The sequence below is a fragment of the Brachybacterium ginsengisoli genome (assembly GCF_002407065.1).
GTDB classification, from domain to species: domain Bacteria; phylum Actinomycetota; class Actinomycetes; order Actinomycetales; family Dermabacteraceae; genus Brachybacterium; species Brachybacterium ginsengisoli.
In genome coordinates this window covers 3,862,398-3,877,686 of sequence record NZ_CP023564.1, presented here as the reverse complement: position 1 = coordinate 3,877,686, position 15,289 = coordinate 3,862,398, and the positions used below count along the sequence as shown (strand labels likewise).

Here is a 15,289-nt window from a genome sequence, read left to right as displayed (position 1 = left end):
CATCCCATGGCGGAGTACACGCTTCCTGATCTCGATTACGACTACGGCGCGCTGGATCCCTCGATCTCGGGGAAGATCATGGAGCTGCACCACTCCAAGCACCACGCGACGTATGTGAAGGGTGCGAACACGGCGCTGGAGAAGCTGGCCGCGGCGCGTGAGAACAATGATTTCGCGACGGTGAACCAGTTCTCGAAGGATCTGGCGTTCAACCTCGGTGGTCACACGAACCACTCGATCTTCTGGAAGAACCTCTCGCCCGAGGGCGGCGACAAGCCGACCGGCGAGCTGGCGGCGGCGATCGATGAGTTCTTCGGGTCCTTCGATGGTTTCCGTGCGCATTTCACGGCGGCGGCTCTGGGGATCCAGGGTTCGGGCTGGGCTGTTCTGGCGTACGAGCCGATCGGTGGGAACCTGGTGATCGAGCATTTCTACGATCAGCAGAACGGTGTGCCGGTGGCGACGATCCCGCTGTTCCAGCTGGACATGTGGGAGCACGCGTTCTACCTGGATTACCAGAACGTGAAGGCTGATTACGTGAAGGCGATCTGGGACATCGTGAACTGGGCGGATGTCCAGGCGCGGTTCGAGGCGGCGCGGTCCACCGGGTCGGGCCTCGTGATCCCGTCGGTCTGATCTTGATGGTCTGATCTTCGCGGGCTGATCCTGGCGGGCTGATCCTGGCGGGCTGCATCCCGCCCCCTCCGGCCCGTGCCCCCTGATGCAGGGGGTGCGGGCCGGAGGGCTGTCCGGGTGGTGTCGCGGGATGGCGTATTGCGACGTGAGGTGGCTATATAGCCAGTTCGCGTCGCTATAGGCCGGTCCGTGACAAGGGCGGGGCGCGGATGCCCTGGCAGGATGGTGCTCAGACCCCGTACCGCTCCGTCGATGAGGACAGCCGCGTGAACCAGGACGACCCGATGCCCCAGCCCCGCCGTGACTCGCAGGCACGACCGGCTGCTCCCGCCGACCTCCCGATCGTGCTGCTGGACTGCGGCGACACGCTCGTCGACGAGTCGACCGAGGTCCATGAGGACGGGATCGTGCTCAGCGGGGAGCTCACGCCGGGGGCGGAGCAGATGGTCCGCGACCTCGTCGCCGCGGGCCATCGCGTGGCGCTCGTGGCCGACGGCCGCCTGCGCTCCTTCGAGAACCTCCTCGAGCCCTCCGGCGTGTTCGACCTGTTCGAGACGCTGACCTGCTCGGATGCCGTCCGTCATCGGAAGCCGAGCCCCAGGATGTTCAAGGCGGCGATGGGCTCCCTCGACCTCGACCCGGAGGATGCCGCCCGCTGCGTGATGGTGGGCAACAACCTCGCCCGCGACATCGCCGGCGCCAACCGGATGGGCATGATCAGCGTCCACATGGCCTGGACCCCTCGCTACTCCCGCACTCCGGAGCATCCTGACGAGGTCCCCGATCACACGATCGTCGACCCCGCCGAGCTCCTGCCACTGCTGCGCGGGCTGGCGGGATCCGCGGCGACGACGGCTCTGCTCGGGCAGGTCGCGGAGGAGCCCGCGGCGCGCTAGTGTCACCGGCACGCCGTCGGCGGCAGCGGCCCGGACCCGCAGCCTGCCGGCGGCGTTCTCTGTGCCCGGGCGCGTCCTCGGCGAGCGGCGTGCGCCTGCCGGGAACAGCGGCCGACAGGGGGTGCTCGGCAGATCCCGGCCGGAACCGACCGGCCCCCGCCGCTCCGCCGACACCGCCGTCACCGCCCTTAGGGCTGCACCTGGCCGTCGCGCAGGGTGATCACGCGGTCGGCGTCCTCGGCGAACTCCTCGTCGTGCGTGACCATCACCGTCGCGACCGACAGCTCCCGGGTGACCGCGACCAGCAGGTCCACGATGGTGCGGGAGCGCTCGTGGTCCAGGGCGCTGGTGGGCTCGTCCACCAGCAGCACCGCCGGGTCGGTGAACAGGGCGCGGGCGATGTTGACCCGCTGGCGCTGACCGCCGGAGAGCTCGTGGGGGCGGCGGGAGGCGTAGCGCTCCATGCCGACCCGCTCGAGCAGCTCCTCGGCCCGGGCGCCCGTGGCCCGCAGGCGTCGGCCGCGGAGCCCGGCCAGATGCGCTCCCACCATGAGCTGCTCGCGCACCGTCAGCGCGGGCAGCAGGTTGGGCTGCTGGAACACCACGCCGATCCGGTCGCGGCGCACCTCGGTGCGATGCTTCTCGTCGAGCGCGGCCAGGTCGACGCCGTCGATCAGCACGCGGCCGGTGTCGGGGACGACCAGCCCCGCGGAGACGCTGAGCAGGGTGGACTTGCCGGAGCCGGAGGGGCCCAGCACCACGGCGAACTCGCCGCGCTCCAGCGCCAGATCGGCTTTCGCGAGGGCGGTGGTGGTGCGGGGGGTGCCGTCGGCGTGACGGCCGTCCGGGTAGGTCACGCTCACGCCCTCGAGCTGGAGGGCGGGGCGGGCGATGGGGGTGGCGGTGCGGTCGGTGGTGGCAGCGGTGGTGGTCATGGTGGTCAGTTCCCTCCGAGGGCGAGCAGCGGATCGACGCGGGTGACGCGCCGGGTGGCGAGGACGGAGCCCAGCAGCCCGATCACCAGCACCCCGGCGACGGGGATCAGCACGGTGACGGGGGAGGACTCGAACGGGGCGACGGTGCTCAGCGCGGCACCACCGCCTGCGCCGATCAGACCGCCTACGGCGGCTCCGACGGCGAGCAGGATCGCGGCCTGGCCCACGGTGTCCCGCAGGACGTACCGGGCACCGGCCCCGAGGGCGCGCAGCACGGCGATGTCGCGGGTGCGCTGGATGGTCCACACCGACAGGAACGCGACGGTGACCAGCGCGGAGATCCCGTACAGGAACCCCTGGATGAGGGTGAGCGAGCCGTTCTCCGAGGAGTAGGAGGGCAGTGCCTTCAGCGACTCGGACACGCTCACGGCGCGGGTGCCGGACTTCTCGGCGGCCGCCTCGAGCGCATCGTCCGCGGCGCCGTCCTCCCGCACCAGCAGCGCGGAGCCCGCGGTGTCCTCCGCCTGGTGGGCGAGCGCGCGGAAGGTGTCCACGTGCACGTAGCCGACGGGGGAGTGCGAGTACCACTGGGTGGGCACGGTCCCGGCGACCGTGAGGTCCTGGCCGTTGACGGTGACGGTGTCCCCGGTGGTGACGCCGAGATCGGCGGCGATGTCCTCGGGGAGCAGCGCCTCGCCCTCGGCCGGGGCCTTCGGAAGGCCGGCGGCGACCTGGCCGTCGCGCGTGATGCCGAACAGGGCCAGGGAGGTCACGGCGCCGTCGGCCTCCAGACGCATCTGGCCGACGGAGAGCGGCTCGGTGTCGAGCCCGGGGGCGTCCTGCCAGGTCGCGGCCTGGTCGGCCGAGACCTGGGAGTCGCTCCAGGAGATCTCGTCCCCGAGGGTGGGGGTGAGCACGACCGCGTCGGCCGGCAGCGACTCGATCGCGGAGATGTTCTGGTGGGCGAGGCCGCGGGTGAGCCCGGTGAGGAGCACCAGCAGCAGGGTGAGCAGGGCGATCACGCCGATCATCAGCGTGAAGCGCCCCTTGGCGTGGAGGATGTCTCTGAGTGCTACGAACATGGCTCCATTCCCTCGCGGATCCCGCCCGGGCACATCGGCCCCGGAGGACCGCCCCGGGCACCGGACGGACCGGTCCGCGATGGACCTTTCGGACGATGCCGCCGCCGCGCCGACGCACCTAGAGTGGCCGGGTGAGCTCCGATCCTGCCGCCGTCGATCCCCGGGACTCCGCCGCCCCCGCGACCCTCGCCACCATCCTGCGCGGGGCGATGCACCTGGCCTTCGCGGTGCTGCTGAGCCTCGGCGCGCTGCGGGCCCACACGGTGGAGCAGGTGCCGCTGCCGCTCGCGCTCGGCCTCGCCGCCCTGGTCGCGGCGATCTACGGGACCGGCACCGCCCTCGCCCGCCGCCGACGGGACCCCGCGGCCGTGGGGACCACCGACCTGCTGCTGCCCTCGCGCGGATGGGTGATCGCGCTGCTCGCCGCCTGGGTCGCGGCGACGCTGATCTCCTCCGCCTTCGTGTGGCTCGCCTTCCCGCTGTTCTTCCTGGTCCTGTTCTCGCTGGGCGCTCTGGCCGGCCCGCTCGTCCTGCTCGCGGTGGCGCTGTGGGCGGTGCTCGCTCCGCTCGCCGTCGGCGCCCAGGACACCCTCGGCATCGGGGAGGTGCTCGGGCCGCTCGTCGGCGCCGTGTTCTCCCTGGTCGCGCACACGGTGTGGCGTCGGCTGCTGGAGGAGTCCGAGCGGAACCGCCGCCTGGTGGCCCGCCTGCGCGCCACCCAGGCCGACCTCGCCGCCGCCGAGCGGCGCAAGGGCGTGGCCGAGGAGCGCCAGCGCCTGGCCCAGGACCTCCACGACACCCTCGCCCAGGGCCTGAACTCGATCGTGCTGATGAGCCGCTCCGCCGCCGCAGCGCACCCGGAGGCGCAGGGCGACTTCTCCCGCATCGAGGACACCGCCCGCGCCAACCTCGCCGACGCCCGCGGCCTCGTGCGCGACCTCGCCTCCCGTGCCCCGCAGGACGGCCTCGAGGAGGTGCTGCGCATCGTCGTCGAGCGCGCCGACGGGCTCGGTGCCCCCACCCGCTTCGAGCTGCGCACCGACGGGGAGGCGCAGCGGCCGGCGCCGGAGCTCGTCGAGACGATGCAGCGGGCCGCGCAGTCCCTGCTCGCCAACGTGGTGCAGCACGCCGAGGCGGAGCGCTGCGTGCTCACCCTCGCCTGGTGGCCCGACCGGGTCACCCTCGACGTGGTCGACGACGGGACCGGCTTCGACCCCGCCGCGGTGCGCCCCGGCCGCAGCGGCGGTGACGGGCTGGCCCTGCTGCGCTCCCGGATCGCGCGCGCCGGCGGCACGGTGGCCATCGACTCCCGCCCCGGCGAGGGCACCACCGTCGCCCTGACCCTTCCCCTCGTGACCGGCGAAGACGCCGCCCGGAACCCCCTGACCTCGGAGGACGCATGAGCATCCGCGTGATGATGGTGGACGACCACCCCGTGGTGCGCGCCGGGCTGCGCGCGCTGCTGGAAACCGACGACCGCGTGGAGGTGCTCGCCGAGGTGGACTCCGGCGAGAACGCCCTCGCCGCCCTCGACCGGCTCGCCGCGGGCGACGGCGTCCCGGACCTGGTGCTCATGGACCTCAACCTCGGCGACGACCTCGACGGTATCGAGACCACCCGGCGCCTGCGCGCCGAGCACCCCGGGGTGCAGGTCCTCGCCGTGACCACCTTCGACGCCGAGGCGGACATCGTCGGCGCGCTCGAGGCCGGCGCCACCGGCTACGTGCTGAAGGACTCCCCGACGGAGGCGCTGATCGCCGCGGTGCAGGAGGCCGCGGCGGGCCGCAGCGTGCTCTCCCCGGAGGTGCAGCAGCGTCTGGTGGCCCGCATGACCAGCCCCGGCACGGCGCTGTCCCCGCGGGAGGCGGAGATCCTCGAGGCCCTCGCCAGCGGCGCCACCAACCGCGAGGTGGCCCGGCGCCTGTTCATCTCCGAGTCCACGGTCAAGACCCACCTCGTGCACCTCTACGACAAGCTCGGCGTGGACAGCCGCACCGCGGCGCTGCGCGTGGCCCGGGAGCGCCGGCTGATCCGCTGACCGGAGAGGATCCACGCCCTGACCAGCGTCTCCGCCCTGGACAGCTCGGCGCGGAAGGGGCCATGACCCCTACCGTGGAGCGCTGATCCCCGCCACCGGGCGGGAGCGGAGCGGGCGGCGCGCGGGTGCCGTCCCAGGAGGAGGCGCCGGCATGACCACGGATCTGACACGCTCGCTGGGGGTGGCGGGCATCGTGCTGATGGTGGTGGCCGCGGCGGCACCCATCACCGTGGTGGTGGCGAACTTCCCGCTGATCCTGCTGGAGTCCGGGAACGTGGGCGCCCCGCTGATGATCCTCGGCGCCACGCTGATCCTGCTGCTGTTCTCGGTGGGCTACACCTGGATGACCCCGCACGTCCCGGACGCCGGCGCGTTCTACGCCTACGTCGACCGCGGCCTGGGCCGCCGCGCCGGGCTCGGCACCGCCGCGGTCGCCCTGCTCAGCTACGTGCTGCTCACCGTGTCGATGACCTGCTACCTCGGGGTGCAGGCCGGGAACCTGCTCGCGCTGTGGACCGGCATCGAGCTGCCCTGGTGGCTGATCTCGGGCGTGATGATCGCCGTGGTGGGCCTGCTCGGCCACCGCTCGATCGACCTCTCCGCGAAGGTGCTCGGGGCCGTGCTGGTGCTCGAGATCCTCGCCGTGGTGGTCATCGACGTGGGCGTGCTCGCCTCCGGTCGTGAGCTCACGGCGCAGCCCTTCAGCCCCGTCGAGGCGCTCTCCGGCGCCCCCGGCCTGGGGCTCCTGTTCGCCTTTCTGGGCTTCTTCGGCTTCGAGGCCACGGCCGTGTTCCGGCACGAGGCGAAGGACCCGCTGCGCACGATCCCGCGGGCCACGTACATCGCGGTGCTGCTGATCGGCGTGCTGTACACCGTCTCCTCATGGCTGGTGATCTCCGGCCTCGGCGCTGGGAGCGCGCTCGCCGCCTCCGAGCAGAACCCCGACGGCGTGATCGTGGCGCTCGCCGGGGAGACCGTCGGCCCGATCATGCGGGACGTGACCCAGGTCCTCGTGGTGACCAGCATGTTCGCCTGCATGCTGGGCTTCCACACCATCGTCACCCGGTACCTGTTCACCCTGGGTCGGCGGGGCGTGCTGCCCAGCGCGCTCGGCGAGGCCCACCCGCGGCACCGGGCCCCCTCGCGCGCCTCCCGATGGGTGACGGCGCTGACCGCCGCGATCGTGCTCGCCTCGGGGCTCGCGCAGCTGGACCCCGTGGTGGAGATCTACACCTGGTACTCGGGCCTCGGCGCCGTGGGCGTGATCCTGATGATGGCGCTGACCTCGCTCGCCGTGGTGCGCTTCGGCCTGCGCCCGGGCGGCGGCGCGGCCGGTCGCGGAGTGCTCGCGGCGACGGCGCTGGGCGGTGCGGGACTGCTGCTGGTGCTGGGCATCTCGCTGCTGAACTTCCCGATGATGGTGGGCGGCGGAGTCGCCGCGATCGTGTGCGCGGGGGTCCTGGTGCTCGCGTTCGTGCTCGGGATGGTGCTGCCGCCGCGAGGCGTCTCCGCTGGTGGGTCGGCTGACCCGGTGGTCTCCGCTGACGCCGACGGGGGCTCCGCCGGGCGCGGCTGACCGGGGATGCGGGCGGGGCTTGACCTCAAGGGAGCTTGAGGTCGTTGACTGCCTCCGACACCTCTCCCCGGAAGGCCCGCCCATGGACTCCAGCCCGCGATCGACCCGTCTCCCTGCACCGATGCAGGCTCCCCGTCTGTGGACGAGGGCGTCGGCCCCGTTCATCCTCAGCGCGCTGGGGCTGATGACCTTCATCGCGACCGAGAGCTTCGCGGTGACCACGGTGCTGCCGGTCGCGATGGCGGAGCTGGACGCGACGGCCTGGTACTCCTTCGCGTTCGCGGCGGCGATCGCGACCTCCCTCGCGGGCATGGTGGTGGGGGGCACCTGGTCCGATCGCAGCGGACCGCGTCCGCCGCTCGTCGTCGGCGGCGCGCTGTTCCTGCTGGGGCTCGCGCTGTGCGCGGCCGCGCCCGGGCCCGTCGTGCTCATCGCTGGGCGGGCGCTGCAGGGCGTGGGCGGCGGCATCGACTCGGTGGTGCTGTACGTGATGATCGCGCGCACCCTTCCCGCGGCGGTGCGGCCGGCGATGTTCGGCCTGCTCACCACTGCCTGGCTGCTGCCCTCCCTGGTGGGACCGGTGGGAGCGGGACTGCTCGCCCAGCTCACCTCCTGGAGGACCGTGTTCGCGGCGCTCCTGGTGGGCTCGGGCCTGGCGCTGCTGGGACTGCTGCGCACCGCCTCGGCGGGAGCCGTCGACCGTATGGACCGCGCTCCAAAACGGATCCTCGGCGCGAAGGGCGTGCTCGCCCTCGCCGCCTCGAGCCTGCTGCTGCTCCTGCATCTCTCCGCCCAGCTGCCGGGGCTCCTCGGCCCCGTGGCGGTGGTGATCGTGCTGGGTGCGCTGCTGCCCGTGGCACGCCGCCTGCTGCCCCCGGGGACCCTGCGCCTGCGCGGGGCCGCCCAGCAGCTGGTGGCGCTGCGCGCGGGGTTCGGCCTGCTCTCCGGGGTCACCGGCGCCTACCTCACCCTCTACCTGCAGTCCCAGCGCGGGCTGAGCCCCACCACCGCCGGGCTGATCATCGCCGTGGGTGCCCTGGGCTGGGCCGCCGGGGCGTGGTTCCAGGCCCGCCGCCCCGGGGGGCTGGCCGAGCATCGTCGGCTGATCCTGCTCGCCGCCCCGCTCGTGGCCCTCGGGCCGCTCGCCGCTCTGCTGGTCGCCGCGCACCTGGTCCCGATCGCAGGGATCGTGCCGGCGTACATCCTGCTCGGAGCGGGGATGGGGGTCGCCTCCTCCCGCACCTCGACCGCGACCCTGGACCTCGCCCCGCCCGCGCTGCAGGGGGCGTACAGCTCCGCCCTCCAGTCGGGGGAGTCGATGGCGATCGCGGGCACCATGGCGGTGATGGCGGCGCTGCTGACCCTCGGGCGCAGCGCGGAGGGCGCCTATGTGCTGGTGTACCTCGTGCTCACCGTCGTGGCGGTGCTGCTCGTGCTCGTCGCCGCCCGCACACGGAGCACCGGCGCCCCCGGGATCGGGGACGCCGGTGCGGACGCAGCCTGGGGTGGGGCGGCGTGAGGGGTCGGCCGTTCGGGTCGGGAGCGCCTCACCAGCTGTGCGCGACGTCGACGACCAGACGGGAGCCGGTCCCGGGGCCGTCGAGCACGAACGCCCGCATCGGGAGCCGGGCGCGCACGCCGAGTCCGATGAGCGTCTGCCCCTCGAAGGATCCGGTGAAGGCGACCTGGCGGAAGGTGCGGTAGCCGCTGACGTCCACAGCGCGCGAGGGCGTGCGCGGGGAGTAGGTGGCGTCGCCCCGGCTGTCGTAAGCAGGCGCGTTGACGAGGATCTGCAGGTCGGCGTCACCGCTGAGCGGCACGGTGGTCCCGGAGCCGAGTTGGCTGACCCGGCTCACGTAGGCCACGGAGTATCCGTTGACGTCGCCCTCGAGATCGACCACGAGCCGGTCGAAGCAGTCGTGGCGACCGGGGCGGAGATCCTCGACCTGGGCCGAGGACATCCCCGAGGAGGACTCCGGCAGGGAGCCCCAGCGGATCCCGCAGTACGGAGCGGCGCCGGCCGAGGCCGGGGCGACCAGGCCCAGACCCAGGAGCAGGGCACCGCTGGCGAGGGCGGAGAGGATGCGTTTCTTCATGGCTGCCTCCTAGGGCACCGGCGGGGCCGTTGCAGCCCCGGATACCCGAATTGTCCGCTTGCGGATCGGGCATATCCAGTGACCGGCCGGTCATGACCTATGAATCGTGATCTGTCGCTGACCTGGTGCTCCGCCGTCCGGTACGCGGCAGCAGGGACCTGCTGAGACCTCGGTCCCGGGTGGCCGCGCGAATGCCCTGGCACGATGTGTCCATGAGCGTCCTCCTCGCCTATGCGACCCACTCCGGAGCCACCCGCACCATCGCAGAGACCCTCGCCGGTGCCCTGCGCGCCGAGGGGCTCACGGTGGAGCTCGTCGATGTGGAGGAGGGCCCGGACCCTTCCGGCCACGACGCGGTGGTGCTCGGCTCGGGAGTCCGGGTCGAATCCGTCGAGAAGTCCGCGGCGACCTGGGCGAAGACCCACTCTGCGGTGCTCTCCGAGATGCCGGTCGCCTTCTTCTCCTGCTCGGGCTCCGCCGCCGATCCGGCCAAGGCCGGCCGGCAGAAGGCCACCGACACCTTCCTCGCCGGCGCCGCCTTCACCCCGGTCGCGGTGCGGAACTTCCCCGGCTGGGTGCTCATGGACCGGATCCCGCTGCACGAACGTGTGCTGCTGACCTCGATGCGCACCCCCACCGGCGACTTCCGCGACCTGGCCGCCGTGGAGGCCTGGGGGCACGAGATCGCGCCGCTTCTGCGCGGCTGAGGCGAGCGGCCGACGGGCCCGTCGGCCGCCCTGCGGGTCAGGCCGCGGCGTCCTGCCGACGGGCGACCTGTGCGAGCAGCCGTTCGTGGAAGCGCCGCTCCCCGGTGGACTCGGGGTGGAAGGCGAGGCCCGTCACCGCCGCCTGCTCCGCGCCGACGATCCGCCCGTCCGGAAGTGTGACCAGGGCCCTCGCCCCCGAGCCGAGCTGCTCGACGAGCGGGGCACGGATGAACACGGCGCGCACCGGTGCCGTGCCGAGATCCGGCACCGCGATCCCGGTCTCGAAGGACTCCACCTGAGCGCCGAAGGCGTTGCGCCGCACGGTCACGTCGAGCCCGCCGAAGGTCCCCTGGCCGGGAACGCCGTCCACCAGGCGCTGCGCGAGCAGGATCAGCCCGGCGCAGGTGCCCAGCACCGGCAGCCCGCCCGCGATCACCTCCCGCAGCGGCTCGCGCAGACCCCCGATCCGGGCGAGGCGATCGATGACCGTCGACTCGCCGCCGGGGATCACCAGGGCGTCGACCCCGGCGAGCTCCGCGGGCCGGCGCACCGTCGTGACCTGCGCGCCGAGGCCCTCCAGCATCCGCGCGTGCTCGCGCACATCGCCCTGCAGGGCGAGGACCCCGACGCGGGGCGCGCCGTTCACCAGCCGCGCTCGGCCAGGCGGTGCGGGGCCGGGAGGTCCGCCACGTTGATGCCCACCATCGCCTCGCCGAGGCCGCGGGAGGCCTCCGCGATCACGGCGGGATCGTCGTGGAAGGCGGTCGCGCGCACGATCGCCGCGGCGCGCTTCGCGGGGTCGCCGGACTTGAAGATCCCGGAGCCGACGAACACCCCGTCGGCCCCGAGCTGCATCATCATCGCGGCATCCGCCGGGGTGGCCACGCCGCCCGCGGTGAACAGCACCACCGGCAGCTCACCGGTCTCGGCGATCTCCTTGACCAGCGCGTACGGGGCCTGGAGCTCCTTCGCAGCGAGGTAGAGCTCGTCCTCGCCCTTGGCCGCGAGCGCACGGATCTCGGCGGTGATGGTGCGGATGTGCCTGGTCGCCTCGGAGACGTCGCCGGTGCCGGCCTCGCCCTTGGAGCGGATCATCGCGGCGCCCTCGGTGATGCGGCGCAGCGCCTCGCCGAGGTTCGTCGCCCCGCACACGAAGGGGACGGTGAAGCGGTGCTTGTCGATGTGGTGGACGTAGTCCGCGGGGGAGAGCACCTCGGACTCGTCGATGTAGTCCACGCCGAGCTCCTGGAGCACCTGCGCCTCGACGAAGTGGCCGATGCGGGCCTTGGCCATGACCGGGATCGAGACGCTGCTGATGATGCCGTCGATCATGTCCGGGTCGCTCATGCGGGACACCCCGCCCTGGGCGCGGATGTCCGCGGGGACGCGCTCGAGCGCCATGACGGCGACGGCGCCGGCGTCCTCGGCGATCTTCGCCTGCTCGGCGGTGACCACGTCCATGATGACGCCGCCCCTGAGCATCTCGGCGAGGCCGCGCTTCACGGTGCCGGTGCCGGTCGTGGGGGCGTTCGTGCTGGTGGGGGTCGCGTTCATGGGTCCTGTCCCGTCTCTCGCGCGGCGCGGGCCGACGGCATCGGACGCCGTGACCCTCCCTGCACCACTATGATCTGTGCCAGAAAATAGCATGGCATGTGCCAAACAGTCTCGGGAGGGTCGACAGGTGGGCGCCGCCTACACTCGACTCCGTGGAACCCGGCGACGAACAGGCGATCAGCGGCGGCACCGCGGCGGAGATCGCCGAGAGCGTGCGCACCCTCGTGGACCGCGGCGCCCTCGCCCCGGGCGACCCGCTGCCGCCGGTGCGCGCCCTCGCCGCCCAGCTCGGCGTGCACCGGAACACCGCCGTGGCCGCCTACCGCGCCCTCGCCCGCTCCGGTGTGGTGATCGCCCAGGGCCGCGCCGGCACCCGCGTCGCCTCCCGCGCCGCCCTTCCCCAGGAGGGCTTCGCCGAGGCTCCCGCCCATCCGGAGCAGGGCGCGCTGCGAGACCTCGGCTCCGGCAACCCGGACCCCGCCCTCATCCCCGACCTCGCGCCCGCGCTCGCCGCCGCCGTCGGCCGCCCGGTGCTCTATGGCGAGCCGGTCATCGATCCCGACTTCGAGCTGTGGGTCCGGGACTGGACCGCACCGGACGTCCCCACCGGGCAGGACGTGCGCCTCACCCTCACCAGCGGTGCGGTCGACGCGATCGAGCGCCTGCTCGCCCAGGCCCTCGTGCGCGGCGACGCCGTGGCGCTCGAGGACCCGTGCTTCCTGGCCAGCATCCAGACCGTCCGCCACGGCGGCTACCGGGCGCTGCCCGTGCCGGTGGATTCCGAGGGCATGACGGCCGACGGGCTGCGCGCCGCGCTCGAGGAGGGCGCCCGCGCCGTGGTGATCACCCCGCGCGCCCAGAACCCCACCGGCGCGTCCCTGAGCGCCGAGCGCGCCGCCGAGCTGCGCGACGTCCTCGCCGAGCACCCGTACGTGCTGGTCATCGAGGACGACTACTACTCCTTCCTCTCCCGCTCCCCGTTCCGCTCCGTCGTGGGCCCGGAGCATCGGCGCTGGGCGCTGGTGCGCTCGGTCTCGAAGTTCCTCGGCCCCGACCTGTGCCTCGCCGTCACCGCGACCGATCCGACCACGGCCGACCGGCTCGCGCTGCGCCTCAGCTCCGGCACCACCTGGGTGAGCCATCTGCTGCAGCGCCTCGCCCACGGCGTGCTGCGGGAGCAGTCGGCCCGGGAGCTCATCGACCAGGCGGGCAGTCGGTACGCCGAGCGCAACGCCGAGGCCGCGCGGCTGCTCACCGCCCAGGGCCTGCCCCTGACCGCCGGTGACGGGATGAGCCTGTGGGTGCCGCTGCCCCGGCCGGCGCAGGAGGTCACCGCCGAGCTCGCCCGCCGCGGCTGGCGGGTGCGCACCGGGGACGAGTTCCGCCTCGCGCCGGGCGCCGAACCGTCCAACCACCTGCGCCTCACCGTGCACGACCTGGAGGGCGCGGAGCTCGAACGGCTCGCCGCGGACCTCGCCGCGGCCGCACGGGTCTGAGGTTCTCGGGGGTTCGTCCAGCGCGCCTCGGGCGCCGGGTTCGACAGATCCCTCCCGTGCGCGCGCCGGGCGCATTAGGTTACCGAGCCATGAGACTCGATGCCCTCACCCGATTCCGCCTCTCGACGATGATGTTCCTGGAGTTCTTCGTGTGGGGCGCGTGGTTCGTCACGCTGGGCACCTATCTCGCGAACGACCTCCAGGCCAGCGGCAGCCAGATCTCCCTCGCCTTCCTCACCCAGTCCCTCGGCGCGATCCTCGCCCCCTTCATCGTGGGGCTGATCGCGGATCGCTTCTTCGCCGCCCAGCGCATCCTCGGCGTGCTCCACCTGTTCAGCGCCGTGATGCTGTTCCTCGCGGGTCGCCAGGAGGACTTCGGCGCCTTCTTCGTGTTCGCGCTGCTGGCGATGGTCTCCTTCATGCCCACGCTCGCGCTCGCCAACTCGATCTCCTTCCGACGGATGGAGAGCCCGGAGAAGCAGTTCCCGGGCGTGCGCGTGTTCGGCACGATCGGCTGGATCATCGCCGGTCTGCTCATCGGCTGGCTCGGCTGGGAGAGCGGCGACGCGCTCTCGAACACCTTCGTGATGGCCGCGATCGGCTCCGCCCTGCTGGGCGTCTACGCGTTCACCCTCCCGCACACCCCGCCGGAGACGTCCGACGGCCCCGCCACCGTGCGCGACATCCTGGGCCTGGACGCCCTCGCCCTCCTGAAGACCCGCTCCTACCTGGTCTTCTTCGTCGCCTCGATCCTCATCTGCATCCCGCTGGCGTTCTACTACAACTTCACCAACCTCTACCTCAACGAGATCGGGGTGCCGGGCGCGGCAGCGGTGCAGTCCCTCGGCCAGGTCTCCGAGGTGCTGTTCCTGCTGATCATGCCGCTCATGCTGAAGAAGCTCGGCATCAAGCGCACCCTGCTGATCGGCATGCTGGCCTGGGCCGCCCGCTACGCGCTGTTCGCCTTCGGCGACGCCGGCTCGATGATCTGGCTGGTGATCCTGGGCCTGCTGCTGCACGGCGTCTGCTACGACTTCTTCTTCGTGGCCGGGCAGATCTACACCGACCGCTTCGCCCCGAAGAAGGTGCGCTCGGCCGCGCAGGGCCTCATCTCGCTGGCCACCTACGGCGTGGGCCTGCTGATCGGCTCGCTGATCTCCGGCCCCATCGTCGACGCCTTCCTGGCGGCCGACGGCACCCACCGCTGGCTCACCATCTGGCTGATCCCCGCCGCGCTCGCGGTGCTGGTCACGGTCTTCTTCGCGAGCCTGTTCCGGGAGCAGGAGACTGCCGACGCCGTGCGGTGAGGCGGTGGCGGCGCTCGAGGCGGGACCCCGTCAGCGGGTGGCGCCTGCGTCCAGATAGGTGCGGATCACCTGGGAGTCATCGCGGGGGAGCAGGCCCTGGGCCGACGCCGCCAGGAAGCGATCCCGGGCGGCGGCCACGAGCGGGGCGTCGAAGCCGAGCTCCTCGGCCATGTCGCACACCAGTCCCGCATCCTTGACGAAGATCCCGATCGTGCTGGTGATCTCGGCATCGAGCCCCTCGAGCATCCGGGGCCCGCGGTCGGAGAGCATCCATGAGCCGCCCGCTCCGGCGGAGACCGCCCCGAAGGCGTCCTCGGGATCCAGGCCGAGGGCCGACGCGAAGGCGAGCGCCTCCGCCGCCGCGACCAGGTGCACCGAGGCGAGGAGCTGATTCACCGCCTTCATCGCCTGGCCCCTCCCCACCGCCTCGCCGCAGGGCCGGACCGTGCCGAGCGGCGCGAGCACCGGGCCCAGGCGCTCGAGGCCGGCAGGGTCCCCGGCGGCGAAGAGCGTGAGGGTTCCCGCCTCCGCGCCCGCGACGCCCCCGGTCACCGGGACGTCCAGCACGGTGACCCCGGTGCCCTCGGCCGCGGCGAGGACCTCCTGGACAGGGGTCACGCCCACGGTGCTCATCACCACGAGCGTCGCCCCCGATCTCATGCGGCGCAGGAGGCCGTCCTCTCCGAGAGCGGCCTGGCGGAGCTGCTCCGGAGTGGCGACCATGCAGATCACCACGTCGGCCTCCGCGGCGGAGGCGGAGGTCGCCTCGGCGGGCAGCCCCCGCGCGGCCGCGCGGGTGCGCGAGGCCTCGAAGGGGTCGACGCCGGTGACGGGGAACCCCGCCTCCAGCAGTCGCAGCGCCATCGGAAGGCCGATCGCGCCGATGCCGACGACGGTGATGCGGGTGGTGCCCGCGGAGGGAGAGGTCATGAGCGGAGGATCCTTCCGGGCCCGCAGGTCACGGGC

Annotated in this window: 15 protein-coding genes; 9 read left to right on the top strand and 6 right to left on the bottom strand. The window is 72.9% G+C overall.

What is annotated here, in order from left to right; genetic code table 11:
• Window positions 1-6 precede the first annotated feature (6 nt).
• Complete coding sequence (locus CFK41_RS17300) at window positions 7-636, top strand: superoxide dismutase (RefSeq protein ID WP_096800801.1); 630 nt, start codon at window positions 7-9, stop codon at window positions 634-636.
• Between the two features lie 266 nt (window positions 637-902).
• Entirely contained in the window at window positions 903-1,532 is a 630-nt protein-coding gene (locus tag CFK41_RS17295; protein WP_227873136.1) for an HAD family hydrolase, read from the top strand.
• A gap of 188 nt (window positions 1,533-1,720) precedes the next feature.
• On the opposite strand, the gene CFK41_RS17290 is transcribed toward CFK41_RS17295, so the two are convergent.
• On the bottom strand, window positions 1,721-2,467 hold the full coding sequence (locus tag CFK41_RS17290) for an ABC transporter ATP-binding protein (protein WP_096800800.1): 747 nt from the start codon (window positions 2,465-2,467) through the stop codon (window positions 1,721-1,723).
• 5 nt (window positions 2,468-2,472) lie between these two features.
• Entirely contained in the window at window positions 2,473-3,549 is a 1,077-nt protein-coding gene (locus CFK41_RS17285) for an ABC transporter permease (protein WP_096800799.1), read from the bottom strand.
• A 131-nt stretch (window positions 3,550-3,680) separates the two neighbouring features.
• Between CFK41_RS17285 and CFK41_RS17280 the strand changes: the two genes are divergently transcribed.
• From CFK41_RS17280 to CFK41_RS17265, 4 genes are all read left to right on the top strand, one after another.
• A complete protein-coding gene (locus CFK41_RS17280; RefSeq protein ID WP_096800798.1) occupies window positions 3,681-4,952 on the top strand; it encodes an ATP-binding protein in 1,272 nt (423 codons plus the stop codon).
• A complete protein-coding gene (locus CFK41_RS17275) occupies window positions 4,949-5,587 on the top strand; it encodes a response regulator (protein WP_096800797.1) in 639 nt (212 codons plus the stop codon). Before CFK41_RS17280 ends, CFK41_RS17275 begins: the two co-directional genes overlap by 4 nt.
• A 151-nt stretch (window positions 5,588-5,738) precedes the next feature.
• Window positions 5,739-7,163, top strand: coding sequence for an APC family permease (locus CFK41_RS17270; protein ID WP_096800796.1), 1,425 nt, complete (start codon window positions 5,739-5,741; stop codon window positions 7,161-7,163).
• Window positions 7,164-7,284: 121 nt separating this feature from the next.
• Window positions 7,285-8,682 (top strand): MFS transporter, encoded by a 1,398-nt coding sequence (locus CFK41_RS17265; protein ID WP_169928863.1) that lies wholly within the window; start codon window positions 7,285-7,287, stop codon window positions 8,680-8,682.
• Between the two features lie 28 nt (window positions 8,683-8,710).
• On the opposite strand, the gene CFK41_RS17260 is transcribed toward CFK41_RS17265, so the two are convergent.
• Window positions 8,711-9,259, bottom strand: coding sequence for an AMIN-like domain-containing (lipo)protein (locus CFK41_RS17260; protein ID WP_096800794.1), 549 nt, complete (start codon window positions 9,257-9,259; stop codon window positions 8,711-8,713).
• A gap of 212 nt (window positions 9,260-9,471) precedes the next feature.
• Between CFK41_RS17260 and CFK41_RS17255 the strand changes: the two genes are divergently transcribed.
• Window positions 9,472-9,966 carry a flavodoxin domain-containing protein gene (locus CFK41_RS17255; RefSeq protein WP_096800793.1) on the top strand — a complete coding sequence of 165 codons (495 nt, stop codon included), beginning with the start codon at window positions 9,472-9,474 and terminating at the stop codon, window positions 9,964-9,966.
• 37 nt (window positions 9,967-10,003) lie between these two features.
• On the opposite strand, the gene pdxT is transcribed toward CFK41_RS17255, so the two are convergent.
• Window positions 10,004-10,612: a pyridoxal 5'-phosphate synthase glutaminase subunit PdxT gene (pdxT, locus tag CFK41_RS17250; RefSeq protein ID WP_096800792.1), complete on the bottom strand. Its 609-nt coding sequence runs from the start codon at window positions 10,610-10,612 to the stop codon at window positions 10,004-10,006.
• Window positions 10,609-11,520: a pyridoxal 5'-phosphate synthase lyase subunit PdxS gene (gene pdxS / locus CFK41_RS17245; protein WP_096800791.1), complete on the bottom strand. Its 912-nt coding sequence runs from the start codon at window positions 11,518-11,520 to the stop codon at window positions 10,609-10,611. The genes pdxT and pdxS overlap by 4 nt, the downstream gene beginning before the upstream one ends.
• Window positions 11,521-11,672: 152 nt before the next feature.
• Here pdxS and CFK41_RS17240 point away from each other — a divergent pair, with 152 nt between their 5' ends.
• On the top strand, window positions 11,673-13,016 hold the full coding sequence (locus CFK41_RS17240) for an aminotransferase class I/II-fold pyridoxal phosphate-dependent enzyme (RefSeq protein WP_096800790.1): 1,344 nt from the start codon (window positions 11,673-11,675) through the stop codon (window positions 13,014-13,016).
• Window positions 13,017-13,105: 89 nt separating this feature from the next.
• Complete coding sequence (locus tag CFK41_RS17235; protein WP_096800789.1) at window positions 13,106-14,323, top strand: nucleoside permease; 1,218 nt, start codon at window positions 13,106-13,108, stop codon at window positions 14,321-14,323.
• A 30-nt stretch (window positions 14,324-14,353) separates the two neighbouring features.
• Here CFK41_RS17235 and CFK41_RS17230 read toward each other — a convergent pair whose 3' ends face one another.
• Window positions 14,354-15,253 carry an NAD(P)-dependent oxidoreductase gene (locus CFK41_RS17230; protein WP_096800788.1) on the bottom strand — a complete coding sequence of 300 codons (900 nt, stop codon included), beginning with the start codon at window positions 15,251-15,253 and terminating at the stop codon, window positions 14,354-14,356.
• Window positions 15,254-15,289 lie beyond the last annotated feature (36 nt).